The following is a 13490-nucleotide window of genomic DNA, read 5'->3' as shown; positions in this document are numbered from 1 at the left end:
CCGATCCTCGCACGCGCTCCTGTCAGAGGACAGGGCTCACCGGCTGCCGGACACCGGTTCGGGCCGCGGGGGCGGGAATGGGGCGTACCCCCGGCGATGTTGGCCCGGTTACGGGAGGGGCGTGCGCGCCCGCCCGCCTCCGTACCCGCATTCGCAGCAAGCCGAGGAGAGACATGTCCGAGACGTCCGGGACGACGACTTCCGGGAAGACCCCCGTCGACTTCTGGTTCGACCCGCTGTGCCCCTGGGCGTGGATGACCTCCCGCTGGGTGGTGGAGGTGGAGAAGGTCCGCGACATCGAGGTGCGCTGGCATGTGATGAGCCTCGCCGTCCTCAACGAGCCCCGCCTCGGTGAACTCCCCGACGAGTACCGGGACATGATGGCCACCACCGCCTGGGGCCCGGTGCGGGTGGTCATCGCCGCACGGGAGCAGCACGGCCAGGAGGTCGTCGGCCCGCTGTACGAGGCGCTCGGCAAGCGGATCCACAACCAGGGCGAGGGGACCACGCCGGAGGCGGTCCTCGGCGCCCTGGCGGACGTGGGCCTGCCGGCCTCGCTCGCCGAGTACGCGGAGAAGGACACCTACGACACCGAGCTGCGGGCCTCGCACAAGACCGGTATCGACAAGGTCGGCCAGGACGTCGGCACCCCGGTCATCGCGGTCCCCGGACCCGAGGGCCAGGGCGAGGTCGCCTTCTTCGGCCCGGTGGTCACCCCGGCGCCCAAGGGCGAGGAGGCCGCCCGGCTGTGGGACGGCACCCTGCTCGTCGCGGGCGTCTCCGGCTTCTACGAGCTGAAGCGCACCCGTACCCAGGGGCCGATCTTCGACTGATCCCGGCCGCGGCTCCGCGCCGCCGCTGCCGTAACAGACCGTCGTAAGAGGCCGCCGTGGAAACGGGAGAGCCCCCGCCAGTCACGTCCTGGCGGGGGCTCTCCTTTCTTCCGCCTGCCCCGTGAAGGCTGAGAAGACGATCACGAGCAGGGCGTCGGGTCACCCGGGGGAGCGGGGCCGGTCACCGGGACCGGCCCGCGCTCACTTCCCGGGGGTGAGCAGGAGGCGGTCGGTCTGCTGCTTGGCGGAGGCGTGGCGCCGGGCCACGTCCTGCCAGTTGACGACCTTCCACATGGCCTCGATGAAGTCGACCTTCTGGTTCTTGTACTGGAGGTAGAAGGCGTGCTCCCAGGCGTCGAAGACCAGGATCGGGGTGGAGCCCTGGCCGATGTTGCCCTGGTGGTCGTAGACCTGCTCGACGATCAGGCGGCCGGTCACCGGCTCGAAGGCGAGGACGCCCCAGCCGGAGCCCTGGGTGGTCGCCGCGGCCTTGGTCAGCTGCGCCTTGAAGCCGGCGAAGGAGCCGAAGGACTCGGTGATCGCGTCCGCCAGCTCGCCCACCCCGTCGGCGGCCAGCGGCTCGCCGCCGCCGTCGCCGGTCATGTTCTGCCAGTAGATCGAGTGCAGGATGTGCCCGCTCAGATGGAAGGCGAGGTTCTTCTGGAGCCCGTTGATCGCGCCCCACTGCTCCTTGTCGCGGGCCTCGTCGAGCTGCTCCACGGTGTCGTTGGCGCCCTTGACGTAGGCGGCGTGGTGCTTGTCGTGGTGCAGCTCGATGATCTCCGGACTGATGACGGGCGCGAGTGCCGCGTAGTCATAGGGCAGTTCCGGAAGCGTGTACAAAGCCATGACGGTCCCCTCGGCTTATTGCAAGCTCCTTGCAAGTGCACCATAGCAACAACAGTGCCCGCCGACGGGTCGGGGCACACCCGCGGAACCCTTGCCCGACAAGGGCGTTGACCCTTTCGGTGGTAAGGCTCGGCTTGGTCCCGGCGGCCCGGGAGCCCCTGGGAAAGCGCCGGGAAACGGGAAATCGGGCCTCCCGGACGGGAGACCCGATTTCCTCGCGGCGGACTGGGCTGAGCGGGCGCCGGGCCCGTGGCCCTACGCCTCACTCCCCGGCCGTGGCAGCCGCCCTGCGCTCGGCGGCGAGCCGCTGCCGCAGATAGCCGGCGCCCGCGAGGGCGAGCGCGAGGCCGCCGGTGAACCAGAGCTGGGTGCGGGTGTCGTCCTCGCGGAGCATCAGCAGCAGCACCGCGAGGATGCCCGCGAGCGCCACCCAGGTGAGCGCCGGGAAGAGCCACATCCGTACCAGCAGCTTGTCCGGGCTCTCCCGCTCCAGGCGGCGCCGGCTGATCAGCTGGGAGACGGCGATGAAGCCCCAGACGACGAGGGTGGCGGCGCCGACCATGTTCAGCAGCCAGGTGAAGACGGTGTCCTCCCACCAGAACTTCAGCAGCACCGCGAAGAAGCCGAAGACCGAGGAGGCGACCACCGCGCGGCGCGGGACGCCGCCGGTGAGCTTGCCGAGGAAGCGCGGCCCCTCGCCGCGCGCGATCAGCGAGTACGACATCCGCGAGGCGCCGTAGATGTTGGCGTTCATCGCGGAGAGCAGGGCCGCGAGCACGATCACCTTCATGACCTCGCCCGCGTTGCCGATGCCGATCTCGTCCAGGACGGCCGCGTAGGGACCGGTGAGCAGCGCCTTGTCCTGCCAGTCGATCAGGGTGACGATCACCAGCATCGAGCCGACGTAGAAGACCGCGATCCGCCACACGGCGGTGCGTACGGCCTTGGCGACGCCGCGGCGCGGGTCCTCGGACTCGGCCGCCGCGATGGTCACCGTCTCCAGGCCGCCGTAGGCGAAGACGGAGGCGAGCAGTCCGGTGATCAGCCCGTCGCTGCCGTTGGGCAGGAAGCCGCCGTCGCCGGTGAGGTGCGAGGTGCCGGGGGCGTCGGTGCCGGGCAGCAGGCCCGCGATGGCGAGCAGGCCGAGCACCAGGAAGGCGGTGATCGCCACCACCTTGAGCAGGGCGAACCAGAACTCGTACTCGCCGAAGTTGCTCACCGCGGCCAGGTTGGTGCCGCAGAACAGGGCCATGAAGACGGCCACCCACATCCAGCCGGGGGTGTCCGGGAGCCAGCTGGTCATGATGTCGGCGGCGCCGATCGCCTCGACCGCGATGCCGACGCAGAGCAGGGCCCAGTACATCCAGCCCGCGGTGAAGCCCGCCCAGGGGCCGATGGCGCGTTCGGCGTGTACCGAGAAGGAGCCGGAGGCCGGGTTGGCGGCGGACATCTCGCCCAGCATCCGCATGACCAGCGTGACGAGCAGGCCGGAGGCGGCGAAGGCGAGCACGATCGAGGGCCCGGCGGAGGCGATGCCCGCCCCGGAGCCGACGAAGAGTCCGGCACCGATGACACCGCCGAGGGCGATCATCGACAGATGGCGCTGTTTGAGCCCGTGCGAGAGGGCGGGCTGCGCGGATGCGGGCGGTTCGCTGTGGGGGGTGGCGTCGGTCGTGACCGACTCGGCACCAGGAGAAGTCCGGGACATGGGGGAGCGACTGTCCATAACGTGAGACGCCGGGGAAAGGACTCACAGTGTGGGCACCGCACGGGACAGGGCCAAGTGATCGCCCGCGATGCGGACTCATCGACCTCGGATCGTGATGGTCCGTTTACTTGCCGGTGTTGTGAACGACCTCTCATGTGACCTGCTGAATTGGACCCTTCGGCAGGGTGCCCCGAGCATTCCGGATGGACGGTTTTCCGGGCCTCCCGGCCGCTCCCCGCGACGGTCCGGGCGGCCGCTTCCGGCGAACGCGCAGGGTGCCGCCCCGGTGCCGCCGTACGGAGCGGCCGCACCCGGCGCCCCGCCCCCGCGTGACGCGCCTCACGGGCCCGGCAGGTGTGGCCCCGATTTTTGTGTAGTACCCACCAATCCCCGCCGAGCCCCTTTGTCGGCGGCTGACGGTGAGGCGCCGAGGGCCGCTGGGATAGCGTCGCGCTGTCCCCCGGGCACCGCCCTCCGGCCCGGTCCCCACCCTTCTCCCCGCGGAGTCCCGATGAGCCTCGCTGCCTCCCCCGCCCGTCCGGGCGCCGTCCTCGCGGACCTGCTGCCCGCCTCCTCCCGGGCCCGGGCGCGCGTCCGCGACCTGGTGCTCGTCGTCTCCGGCGCGGCGCTGACCGGGCTCGCCGCCCAGATCTCCGTGCCGGTGCCGGGCTCACCGGTCCCGGTGACCGGGCAGACCTTCGCCGCGCTGCTCGTCGGCACCGCCCTCGGCGCCCGGCGCGGGCTGCTCTCGCTCGTCCTCTACACCCTGGTCGGCATGGCGGGCGTGCCCTGGTTCGCCGAGGGCTCCTCCGGCGCCTCGGCCCCCTCCTTCGGCTACGTCCTCGGCATGCTGCTCGCCGCCACCCTGACCGGGGCGCTGGCCCGCCGCGGCGGCGACCGCTCGGTGCCCCGGACCGCCGGCACCATGGTGCTCGGCTCCGCCGTCATCTACGCGGTGGGCGTGCCCTACCTCGCCCTCGCCACCGGCATGGGCCTGAGCGAGGCGGTCGCCGCCGGGCTCACCCCCTTCCTGCTCGGCGACGCCCTCAAGGCCGCCCTGGCGATGGGCCTCCTCCCGGGCGCCTGGAAGCTGCTCGGCGAGCGCTGAGACCACCGGCCGGGAACCACCGGACACCGCCGGCAGCCACACCGGGACCCGGCCGGAACCGGGAGCCCCCGGCCGGGACCGGACGCAGGACCCGCGAGCCCCCGCCCCTCCGGGTGGGGGCTCAGCCCTGTCCCCCGTGAGGGCCGCCGAAGAGGTTCCCCGGGTCGTACGTCCTCTTCAGGGCGGCCAGGCGCTCCCGGGTCGCCGCCGGGTAGAGGCCCTCGCCGCGGTCGCCGCCGCCGAAGGCGAAGCCGAGGAAGCGGCCGGTGGTCACCGGGGCCAGCGGGGCGAGCGCCCCGGCGAAGTGGGCGCGGGCCGCGGCCCGGTCGGTGCCGTCGAGCACCGCGAGCACCCGTACCAGGAAGCGGCCCTCCCGGTGCGGCACCGCGTTGGGCGGCTCGGGCTCCCGGCCCAGCGCCCCGCCCAGGTGGTTGAGCTGGACCACGCACATCATCGGCGCCGCGGGGCCGGTCGCGGCGAGCAGTTCGGCCGCCGCCCGCACGTCCAGCTCGCTCAGCACCGCGCTGTCCCCGTAGTAGGCGTGCGGGCTCGCCGGGTCGTTGTGGATGCTCGGGCTCTCCGTGTAGGGCATCTCGCGCAGGGTGTCGGTGACCGCGGGCCCGATCCGGCGCAGCGGGGCCACCAGGCGCTCACCCTCCTCGGCGCCGCCGGTGAAGGCCACCCGCAGGGAGATCAGATAGGCGCCGCGCAGCCGCGGGGGCAGCGCCGGGAGGTCCGGGTAGGGGACGGCGGCCAGCGAGGAGGTCAGGTTCTCCGGCACGGTCCGCGTCCAGGCCTCGTACGCCGCGAGGATCCGCGCCGGATCGACCGCCGAGGCGTCGAAGGTGAGGGCGCCGCCGTACAGCCGGGCCACCGGGACCAGGCCGATCTCCAGCTCGGTGACCACGCCGAGTCCGTGCCCGCCGCCGCGCAGCGCCCAGAACAGCTCCGGCTCGCTCCCGGCCGTCACCTCGCGGATCCGCCCGTCCGCGGTGACCACCTCCAGACGCCGCACCCGGTCCGCCGCGTAGCCGAACTCCCGTGCCAGGATGCCCAGTCCGCCGCCGAGCGTGTACGAGACGGCGCCCACCCCCGGCGAGGAGCCGTTGAGCGGGGCGAGTCCGTGGGGCGCCGCCGCCTCGACGACCTGGCCCCAGCGGGCGCCCGCCCCGATCACCGCGGTACGCGCCCCGGGGTCGATCCGCACCGCGTCCATCCGCCGGGTGCTGACCAGCACCCCGCCCTCGGCGGCGTCCGGCAGCCCGTGCCCCGTCGCCTGCACGCCGAGCGGCAGGCCCTCCTCGGCCGCGTACCCGACCGCCTCGGCCACCTCGCGGGCCGAGCGCGCCGCCCACACCCGGGCCGGGCGCAGCGCGAACCCGGTCTGGAAGCCCGCCACCTCCGGCGCGTACTCCGGGTCCCCGGGGGTGAGTACCCGACCCTCGAACGAGGAATCCGTCGCGTGCATGGCTGTGCCCTTTCCCTGCTGCCACCGGGCGGAGACGGCGGCGCCCACCGCGGGCCGCCCCGGCTCCGTCCGCGTCCGAAGGCCTCGGACGTCCCCGACGCTGCCAGCATTACCTGACAGGTGCCGTCAGGTTTTCCGGGCCGGGTCCGGGCGGCGGGGCGGTCCGTGTCAGACTCGGGGCCATGCGCGTGTACCTCGGCTCGGATCATGCCGGCTACGAACTCAAGAACCACCTGGTCGAATGGCTGAAGGCCAACGGCCACGAGCCCGTCGACTGCGGGCCCCACCTCTACGACGCCCAGGACGACTATCCGCCGTTCTGCCTGCGCGCCGCCGAAGGCGCGGCGAAGGACGCGGACTCCCTCGGCATCGTCATCGGCGGCTCCGGCAACGGCGAGCAGATCGCCGCGAACAAGGTCAAGGGCGTACGGGCCGCGCTCGCCTGGAGCGAGCAGACCGCCGCGCTCGGCCGGGAGCACAACGACGCCAACGTCGTCGCCGTCGGCGCCCGGATGCACAGCACCGAGGAGGCCACCCGCTTCGTCGAGATCTTCCTGACGACGCCCTTCTCCGGCGACGAGCGGCACATCCGCCGCATCGACATGCTCTCCGGCTACGAGACCACCGGCGAACTGCCGCCCGTCCCGGCCCACCACCCGCAGGGCTGAACCCGCCACGCCCCGGCCCGCCGCAGGGCCGGGGCCCGCTCCCGGGGAGGCTCGGCGGGCCCGACGCACCAGGGGCCGCTGCACCGGCAGCCCGCGGGAGTGATCCACCACAGGCCCGCGCAGGCCCGGCTCCGCAGGGTTCGCGGGCCTGACCGACCAGGGGAGGGACCGTGCCCGAGGGGCACACGATCCACCGGCTCGCCGAGGACCACAACGCCCGCTTCCAGGGCCGCGAGCTGCGCGTGACAAGCCCGCAGGGCACCTTCGCCCAGAGCGCCGCGCTGCTCGACGGCCGCGAGTTCACCGGCGCCGAGGCACACGGCAAGCACCTCTTCCTGCACTTCGGCGGCGCCGGCCATGTCCACATCCACCTGGGCCTGTTCGGCAAGGTCGCCTTCGGCGCGCTGCCCGCCCCGCCGCCCGCCGACACCGTACGGCTGCGCCTGGCGGGCGGCGGTTCCTATGTGGACCTGCGCGGCCCGGCCACCTGCGCGCTGATCACCGAGGACGAGAAGCGGGCCGTGCACGAGCGGCTCGGCCCCGATCCGCTGCGCCCCGGCGACGACCCGGCCGCCGCCTACCGCCGCATCTCCCGCAGCCGCACCACCCTGGCCGCCCTGCTGATGGACCAGAAGGTGGTCGCGGGCGTCGGCAACGTCTACCGCGCCGAGGTGCTCTTCCGGCACGGCATCGACCCGTACCGGCCGGGCCGCGACCTCGGCCCGGAGGAGTGGCGGGCACTCTGGGACGACCTGGTGGAGCTGATGCGCGAGGGCGTGCGCAACAACCGGATAGACACCGTGCGCCCCGAGCACCTGCCGGAGGCCATGGGGCGCCCGCCGCGCGTCGACGACCACGGCGGCGAGGTCTACGTCTACCGCCGGGCGAACCAGCCCTGCCACATCTGCGGCACCGAGGTGCGCACCGCCCCGCTCGCCGCCCGCAACCTCTTCTGGTGCCCGCGCTGCCAGCCCGCGACCGGGGCCGCCACCGCCGCCGGGGTCAGAAGCCGTGCGGCAGCCAAGGCGCCGTCTGCGAGCCGAAGGCGAGCGACACCGGCGCCAGGGAACCCGGCACCAGCTCGCGCACCAGGCCGGCCGCGGCCAGCGCGGTGAGCGGGCCCTCGCCCAGGTAGGCGGCGCCCAACTCCCGTGCCGTGAGGGCGAGTCGGGGCTCGTCCTCGGTGCGCTCGCAGACCGCGCCGCCGGAGTCCCCGCGCAGCCGCCAGCGGCCGGTGTTCCAGGGGCAGAACGCGTCCTCGACCTCCAGGACCGTGTCCAGGGGCACCTGGTACGTACGCGCGGCGAGCGCCGCCGGGAGGTCGACGATCCGCAGGTACAGCACGTCCCTGGTCCGCAGCCCGCAGCGCCGGGGGTCGGAGACCAGGTGCGTGAGGGGGTCGTCCAGCGGGCGGCTGTGCACGGAGAGCGTCGAGGTCAGGTCGAGGTCGAAGAGGAACCGCCACAGCGCCGCGTGCGCCGCCGGGTCCAGCGCCTCCAGGGACCGCAGCCGGACGACGCCCTTGGGGCCCGCCGCGTCCCACTCCGGTTTCACCGAGTACCGCGCGTAGCCCGCGAGTTCGCCCTCCCGCTCGGCCAGTACGCACTGCAGCGGCGAGGCGCCCCCGCGCTCGCTCTCCGGGTCGAGCAGGCCGAGCTCCTCCCAGCCGGGGGCGCGCGAGAGGAGCCCCGGGCGGCCGCCGACCAGCCGGGAGTACAGGTCCTCGCAGCGCGTCAGCGAGGTCCGGGGATCGGCGAAGCTCAGCCGGGGCTCGTCCGCGCCCGGCGGCATCCGCAGCCGTACCCGGGCGGTGTCGATCTCGGCGGCGAGCGCCCGGCCCGCCGAGCCGTAGCCGAAGCGGCCGTAGATGTCCGGCTCGGAGGCGACCAGGGCGGCCAGCGGTTCGCCGAGCGCCCGGATGTCGTCGAGCTGGCGGCGCATCATCGACCGCAGCACCCCGCGCCGCCGGTGGGTGGCGGCCACGCTGACCATGGTGACCCCGGCGGTCGGCACCCGGGCGCCGCCGGGGACCGTCATCCGGAAGGAGAAGGCGCCGGCCGAGCCGACGATCTCCTTCTCGTCCCAGGCGGCGAGGGAGCGCTCGTACTCGATGAGGCCCTTCCACAGGGCGCGTTCCTCGGCGGGCTCGGGGACCCCGCCGAAGGCTCGGTCGAGAAGGGCGTACCAGCTGTCGAAGTCGGCCTCGCGCAGCACACGCAGATCGATGCTCATACGCACATCGTTACCAGTGCGCCCGCCGCGGGGCGAGGCGTTTTCCACCCGAAACCGGAGTCTTTCCTTCCGCCCGCCTCCGGGCCGCTTCCCGCTCCGGGGGAGGAGATATCCGCCCACCCGTGCGCGGCAGGGCCCTTGCTGGATATGGTCCACGGGCGATGGCAGTACGACGAGCGGAAGCCGACACGGCAGGGCACCGGATCAAGAAACGTGTGCACCGGGCCCGCATCACGCTGCGCAGATCCGGTGTCGACTACTTCCGCGGCGACGGCTCCGACTGGATCGCGCTCGCCGGACTCTTCGCCACCGTCCCCGTCATCTGCGCCCTGACCTTGATGGACGCCGTCTGGTGCGCCCCGGCCACCCTGGTCCTGCCGATCGTCGCCGGCGGACTGCTGCTGCGCCCCGCGAGCCTGCTCGCCCTCTACGCCGCCGCCGCGGCCGCCCTGATCGTGGAGTCCCTGCGGCTCGGCCCCTACGAGGAGGGCCCCGGCCGGGTCACCCCCGGAGTGGTCCTGGTCGTCGCGGCCTGCGGCCTCTTCGGGCTGCTGCTCGCCCAGTTCCGCACCCGGGTCGGGGTGCCCTGGCGGCGCGGCGGCACCATGCTCTTCGACCTGCGCGAGCGCATCCGGGTGCAGAGCAAGCTGCCGGGACTGCCGCGCGGCTGGCACCGCGAGATGGCGCTGCGGCCCGCGGGCGGCCAGTCCTTCTCCGGCGACTTCGTGGTCGCGGCCCGTACGCACGGCGGACGCACCCTGGAGGTCGTGCTCACCGACGTCTCCGGCAAGGGCATGGACGCCGCCTCCCGCTCCCTGCTGCTCTCCGGCGCCTTCGGCGGACTGCTCGGCTCGCTGCCCCCGCACGCCTTCCTGCCCGCCGCCAACGCCTATCTGCTCCGCCAGGACTGGGACGAGGGCTTCGCCACCTCCGTCCACCTGGTGCTCGACCTGGAGAGCGGCGACTACGAACTCTTCTCCGCGGGCCACCCGCCCGCCCTGCAACTGAGCGCGGGCACCGGCCGGTGGGAGGAGATCTCCGGCCAGGGCCCGCTGCTCGGCGTCTACGGCGGCGCCCAGTTCGACCCGGTCAAGGGCAGCCTGCGCCCCGGCGACGTCCTGATGCTCTTCACCGACGGGCTGGTGGAGACCTCCGAGCAGGACATCTCCGAGGGCATCGGCCGCCTCACCGGCGAGGCCGACCGCTATGTCGTCGGCGGTTTCCACGGCGCCGCCTGGCACCTCATCGAGGCCGTCGCCAAGGATGTGAAGGACGACCGCGCGCTGCTCCTGCTCTGCCGGGACGCCTGAGCCGGGCGCCTGTCGTATACCCGGTACGGGGGAGCGGAGGGACGGGCCGATGGACCGTACGAGAGAGGCCGGCAGCGGCGGACGGCTCGGCCTCGCCGAGGTGGAGGCGCTGGCCCTGGCCGCCCACGAGGGGCAGACCGACAAGGCGGGGCGGCCCTACCGCGAGCATCTGCGCGCGGTGGCCGAAGGGGTGCGCGCCCGGGGCGGCGACCCCGAACAGATCGCCGCGGCCTGGCTGCACGACGCCGTCGAGGACGACCGCCTGACCTGGCGGTGGCTGGAGGAGGCGGCGCTCGGCACCCGTACCAAGGAGATCGTGCGCGCCCTGACCCGGCGGGCGGGCGAGGAACCCGAGGCGTACGCCCGGCGGATCCTCGCCACCCCCGGCGCGCTCCTGGTCAAGGAGGCGGACCTCGCGCACAACGCCGACCCGGACCGCCTCGCCGTACTCGACCCGGCCACCCGGGAGCGGCTGCGGGCCAAGTACGCGCGGATGCGGACGCTGCTCGGGCTCGCCGCACCCGGCCGGTGAGCCGGGGCGGCGCGCCGCGGGGGAGCCGGCGGGGGGTGCCGCGGGGTGGTCAGCGGGTGGCGCTGCGGCGGCGGGCCTGCTCCGCCGGGTCCTTCGCGAAGGCCCAGTTCATCTTGGGTTCCATGGCGAACTTGAAGGCGCGCTGCACGGGCGGGGTGCACAGCGCGGTGACCACGACCGCGGCGACCAGGGTCACGAAGACCTCGCCGTACGGCTCCTTCAGCCACGCGTAGGTGTCGAACCAGCCCCAGAAGCGCGAGCCCTTGGCCAGGAAGCCGTGCAGCAGGTAGCCGTAGAGCGTGCCCGCGCCGAGGACCGTGAACCACATGTGGCGGCGCGGCACCCACACCAGGAAGCAGGCGGTCAGCACCGCGGAGCAGCCGAACAGGGCGAGGGTCATCACCGCGCCCGCCCACCAGGGGGCGCCCAGCTCCTGCGCGCTGTCGCGGTGGTAGAACCAGGCCGAGTTCATCCGCGGGGCCGCCCAGTAGGCGACGGCCGCGCCGCAGGCGAGCACCGGCAGGGAGAGCAGCCGCAGCTTGCGCCCGCGCAGCTGCCGGAAGTGCTCCGGCTTCATCAGCAGCCCCGCGACGAAGAACGGCAGGAACTGGAGCACCCGCTGGAGGTCGAGGTCGTCGCCGATGTCCGGCGAGACGGAGGCGAGCACCGCGACGGCCAGCGCCAGCGGCAGCGGCCAGCGCACCACCTTCCACAGCGGGGTGCTCATCCGCCAGACGAAGAGCGCCGCCAGGAACCAGGTCAGATACCAGGGGTCGAGCAGCGAGATCGGCTGCTGCGGATCGTCGTCGGCCCAGCGCTTGAAGAAGGTGTACGCCACCTCGAAGAGCACATAGGGCACCGCGACCCCGGTGATCAGCCGCTTGAGCCGGTCCGGGCGCATGTCGAAGCTGCGCGAGAAGTAGCCCGAGATCACGATGAACGCGGGCATGTGGAAGGTGTACACGACCATGTACAGCGCTTCGGCGGCCCGGCTGTGGTCGGTCAGCGGCTCCCAGGAGTGCCCCATGGCTACGAAGAGGATCGCCAGGTACTTCGCGTTGTCGAAGAAGGGGTCGCGCCCCGGCGAGGCCTTCGCCCGTTTCCCGGCGGCCGGAGCGGCCTCCTTCGGCGGGGTCCCGGCCGCCGGGGGATCGGCGGTCTCCACGGCCGGGGGCAGCGGCATCCCGCCCGCGCGCGTCCCGCCCTCATGGTCCTGCGGTCGCAGTGAACTGGTCACAGACCCTCCCGCCACTCACACCTCGGGACGAACAGGGGACCCACCGCGCTTTCAGAGATCGTGGCAGCGTGGAACATCTGAGGAACCCTAGCCTCGCGAGGTCGTCTTCGTAAAACCATCGACACCGAATCCATAGGTGACTGCGATTACCCGGAATTGCCTCAAGTACGCGGCGGGGCAGCCCAATAGCCAGCCCCCGGAATGCTATGTCCGTCGTGACCGGCACATCCGACATCGATCCCCATAGCGGCGCATAGCGTCCGAGGGTGATACCGGAGATATGACCGGTTGGTGCGGGTTGGCGCCCCGTCTCGCGCCGGAGGACCGGCCTCCGGCGCGTCTGACCCGCCAATTCGCAATAGCCGTCCGCCATTTGGTCAGCGGCGCGGGACGGCCGCCGCGCGGCAACTGGATGGCACCGGAAACGATCACGCGCAATTACGTGGCCGCGGGTCCGCCAATTCCCCCGTACGGGCGGGTGGTCGGGCCGTGGGGAGCCGCCCGCGGACGCCGTCCCCGGCTCCGGTCCGCCGACGATCCGTCACTCAAGGCATGGGGCGGGCCCGTTGGTGGCACGATGGTTCTGGCGGGGGTGTGCGGGTTGTGTGCACGTGCCCCGGCCGGGGAGTGCGGACCGACCGAGGGTGTGTGATCGACGTGGCCATTTCGCTGTCAGTGGTGCTGATGCTGGCGATCATCCTGGTGGTGCTGTTGCGCGGGGGATCGATAAAGCCGGGCCCGGCCGTCGTCGCGGTGCTCTTCGGCTTCTTCCTGGCCTCGACCGACGTGGCGCCGGACATCAACGACTTCCTCAACTCGATCGCCGACACCATCAGCGACATACAGTTCTGAGGCCGCGGGCGGGAGGGTCCCCGGACCCTCCGGTCCGCCCGGGCGCCCAACTGCCCCGGCCCGCGGGCGAGGACACCCACGCGGACCGCCCGGCGGAAGCGCCCGGGAAGCACCCGGCGAAACGCCTCAGGGCCGGGACGCGAGGAGCAGTCCTCATGTCCCGGCCCTGAGCCGTCTGGAGCGGGCGACGGGAATCGAACCCGCGTAGCTAGTTTGGAAGACTAGGGCTCTACCATTGAGCTACGCCCGCACACCTCGCACCGCAGGTCAGTGACCGCGCGGCACGGGAAGCATCGTAGCGTCTCGCGGGCGCCCGCCGCACACCCCTTCCGCCGCGGGCCCCTCCCGGCCGCTTCCGGCGGCGGCCCGGCCCGTCCGCACCGGTCCGGTGCCGCCTCCCGTACCGGCTTCATCGCGCCAGGCGGCGGAGCCGTGAAATCGGGAAGTCCCCCGTGCTCGCGGGCATGTACCCTACGTGTCGCACCAGCACGGGGTGTGGCGCAGCTTGGTAGCGCGTCCGCTTTGGGAGCGGAAGGCCGTGGGTTCAAATCCCGCCACCCCGACCACCTCACGGGAGCGCGCGCGAGCGGTCCCGCTCACTTGTCGCCTCCCCGGCCGGGAGCGCCCGGGGAGAGGTCCCCGGGCTCTTCTTTTGGGGCGTGTCCCGCCTGCGGTTACTATGCAAGCTGCGCG

General features: G+C 73.1%; 11 protein-coding genes, 2 tRNA genes and 1 pseudogene. 8 read left to right on the top strand and 6 right to left on the bottom strand.

The window, feature by feature from the left end; all coding sequences use genetic code 11:
* Positions 1-173 precede the first annotated feature (173 nt).
* On the top strand, positions 174-833 hold the full coding sequence (locus HFV08_RS15180; protein ID WP_168539740.1) for a mycothiol-dependent nitroreductase Rv2466c family protein: 660 nt from the start codon (positions 174-176) through the stop codon (positions 831-833).
* A 201-nt stretch (positions 834-1034) separates the two neighbouring features.
* On the opposite strand, the gene HFV08_RS15175 is transcribed toward HFV08_RS15180, so the two are convergent.
* Complete coding sequence (locus tag HFV08_RS15175) at positions 1035-1682, bottom strand: superoxide dismutase (RefSeq protein ID WP_168539738.1); 648 nt, start codon at positions 1680-1682, stop codon at positions 1035-1037.
* A 262-nt stretch (positions 1683-1944) separates the two neighbouring features.
* Positions 1945-3390 (bottom strand): amino acid permease, encoded by a 1446-nt coding sequence (locus HFV08_RS15170; RefSeq protein WP_168539736.1) that lies wholly within the window; start codon positions 3388-3390, stop codon positions 1945-1947.
* A 511-nt stretch (positions 3391-3901) separates the two neighbouring features.
* Between HFV08_RS15170 and HFV08_RS15165 the strand changes: the two genes are divergently transcribed.
* Positions 3902-4498, top strand: a complete 597-nt coding sequence (locus tag HFV08_RS15165; RefSeq protein WP_168539734.1) for a biotin transporter BioY — start codon at positions 3902-3904, stop codon at positions 4496-4498.
* A 121-nt stretch (positions 4499-4619) separates the two neighbouring features.
* On the opposite strand, the gene HFV08_RS15160 is transcribed toward HFV08_RS15165, so the two are convergent.
* Complete coding sequence (locus tag HFV08_RS15160) at positions 4620-5966, bottom strand: FAD-binding oxidoreductase (protein ID WP_168539732.1); 1347 nt, start codon at positions 5964-5966, stop codon at positions 4620-4622.
* Between the two features lie 182 nt (positions 5967-6148).
* Between HFV08_RS15160 and HFV08_RS15155 the strand changes: the two genes are divergently transcribed.
* Positions 6149-6634 (top strand): ribose-5-phosphate isomerase, encoded by a 486-nt coding sequence (locus tag HFV08_RS15155; RefSeq protein ID WP_168539731.1) that lies wholly within the window; start codon positions 6149-6151, stop codon positions 6632-6634.
* A 170-nt stretch (positions 6635-6804) separates the two neighbouring features.
* Positions 6805-7605: pseudogene (locus tag HFV08_RS15150) on the top strand (Fpg/Nei family DNA glycosylase); the annotation flags it as partial.
* 31 nt (positions 7606-7636) lie between these two features.
* Here the strand turns inward: HFV08_RS15150 and HFV08_RS15145 are convergent.
* Positions 7637-8866: a GNAT family N-acetyltransferase gene (locus HFV08_RS15145; protein ID WP_168539729.1), complete on the bottom strand. Its 1230-nt coding sequence runs from the start codon at positions 8864-8866 to the stop codon at positions 7637-7639.
* A gap of 161 nt (positions 8867-9027) precedes the next feature.
* Between HFV08_RS15145 and HFV08_RS15140 the strand changes: the two genes are divergently transcribed.
* Together HFV08_RS15140 and HFV08_RS15135 are read left to right on the top strand one after the other, a co-directional pair.
* Positions 9028-10176: a PP2C family protein-serine/threonine phosphatase gene (locus HFV08_RS15140; protein WP_168539728.1), complete on the top strand. Its 1149-nt coding sequence runs from the start codon at positions 9028-9030 to the stop codon at positions 10174-10176.
* A gap of 49 nt (positions 10177-10225) precedes the next feature.
* Positions 10226-10708: an HD domain-containing protein gene (locus tag HFV08_RS15135; RefSeq protein ID WP_168539726.1), complete on the top strand. Its 483-nt coding sequence runs from the start codon at positions 10226-10228 to the stop codon at positions 10706-10708.
* Between the two features lie 49 nt (positions 10709-10757).
* On the opposite strand, the gene HFV08_RS15130 is transcribed toward HFV08_RS15135, so the two are convergent.
* Entirely contained in the window at positions 10758-11945 is a 1188-nt protein-coding gene (locus tag HFV08_RS15130; RefSeq protein WP_376770636.1) for an acyltransferase family protein, read from the bottom strand.
* Between the two features lie 657 nt (positions 11946-12602).
* Here HFV08_RS15130 and HFV08_RS15125 point away from each other — a divergent pair.
* Entirely contained in the window at positions 12603-12797 is a 195-nt protein-coding gene (locus HFV08_RS15125) for a hypothetical protein (RefSeq protein WP_040258196.1), read from the top strand.
* 176 nt (positions 12798-12973) lie between these two features.
* Here HFV08_RS15125 and HFV08_RS15120 read toward each other — a convergent pair.
* Positions 12974-13047: transfer RNA gene (locus tag HFV08_RS15120), tRNA-Gly, on the bottom strand.
* A 239-nt stretch (positions 13048-13286) separates the two neighbouring features.
* On the opposite strand from HFV08_RS15120, the gene HFV08_RS15115 reads away from it, so the two are divergent.
* Positions 13287-13363, top strand: a tRNA-Pro gene (locus HFV08_RS15115).
* The last annotated feature ends 127 nt before the right edge of the window (positions 13364-13490 follow it).

Source organism: Streptomyces physcomitrii (genome assembly GCF_012273655.1).
Taxonomy (GTDB): Bacteria; Actinomycetota; Actinomycetes; order Streptomycetales; family Streptomycetaceae; genus Streptomyces; species Streptomyces physcomitrii.
This window is presented reverse-complemented; position numbering and strand designations above follow the sequence as displayed.

What these genes read in the sequence shown, in the direction of transcription:
- HFV08_RS15180 (WP_168539740.1), top strand. Translation starts at nt 174, where the DNA reads ATGTCCGAGACGTCCGGGACGACGACTTCCGGGAAGACCCCCGTCGAC.
- HFV08_RS15175 (WP_168539738.1), bottom strand. Translation starts at nt 1,682, where the DNA reads ATGGCTTTGTACACGCTTCCGGAACTGCCCTATGACTACGCGGCACTC.
- HFV08_RS15170 (WP_168539736.1), bottom strand. Translation starts at nt 3,390, where the DNA reads ATGTCCCGGACTTCTCCTGGTGCCGAGTCGGTCACGACCGACGCCACC.
- HFV08_RS15165 (WP_168539734.1), top strand. Translation starts at nt 3,902, where the DNA reads ATGAGCCTCGCTGCCTCCCCCGCCCGTCCGGGCGCCGTCCTCGCGGAC.
- HFV08_RS15160 (WP_168539732.1), bottom strand. Translation starts at nt 5,966, where the DNA reads ATGCACGCGACGGATTCCTCGTTCGAGGGTCGGGTACTCACCCCCGGG.
- HFV08_RS15155 (WP_168539731.1), top strand. Translation starts at nt 6,149, where the DNA reads ATGCGCGTGTACCTCGGCTCGGATCATGCCGGCTACGAACTCAAGAAC.
- HFV08_RS15145 (WP_168539729.1), bottom strand. Translation starts at nt 8,866, where the DNA reads ATGAGCATCGATCTGCGTGTGCTGCGCGAGGCCGACTTCGACAGCTGG.
- HFV08_RS15140 (WP_168539728.1), top strand. Translation starts at nt 9,028, where the DNA reads ATGGCAGTACGACGAGCGGAAGCCGACACGGCAGGGCACCGGATCAAG.
- HFV08_RS15135 (WP_168539726.1), top strand. Translation starts at nt 10,226, where the DNA reads ATGGACCGTACGAGAGAGGCCGGCAGCGGCGGACGGCTCGGCCTCGCC.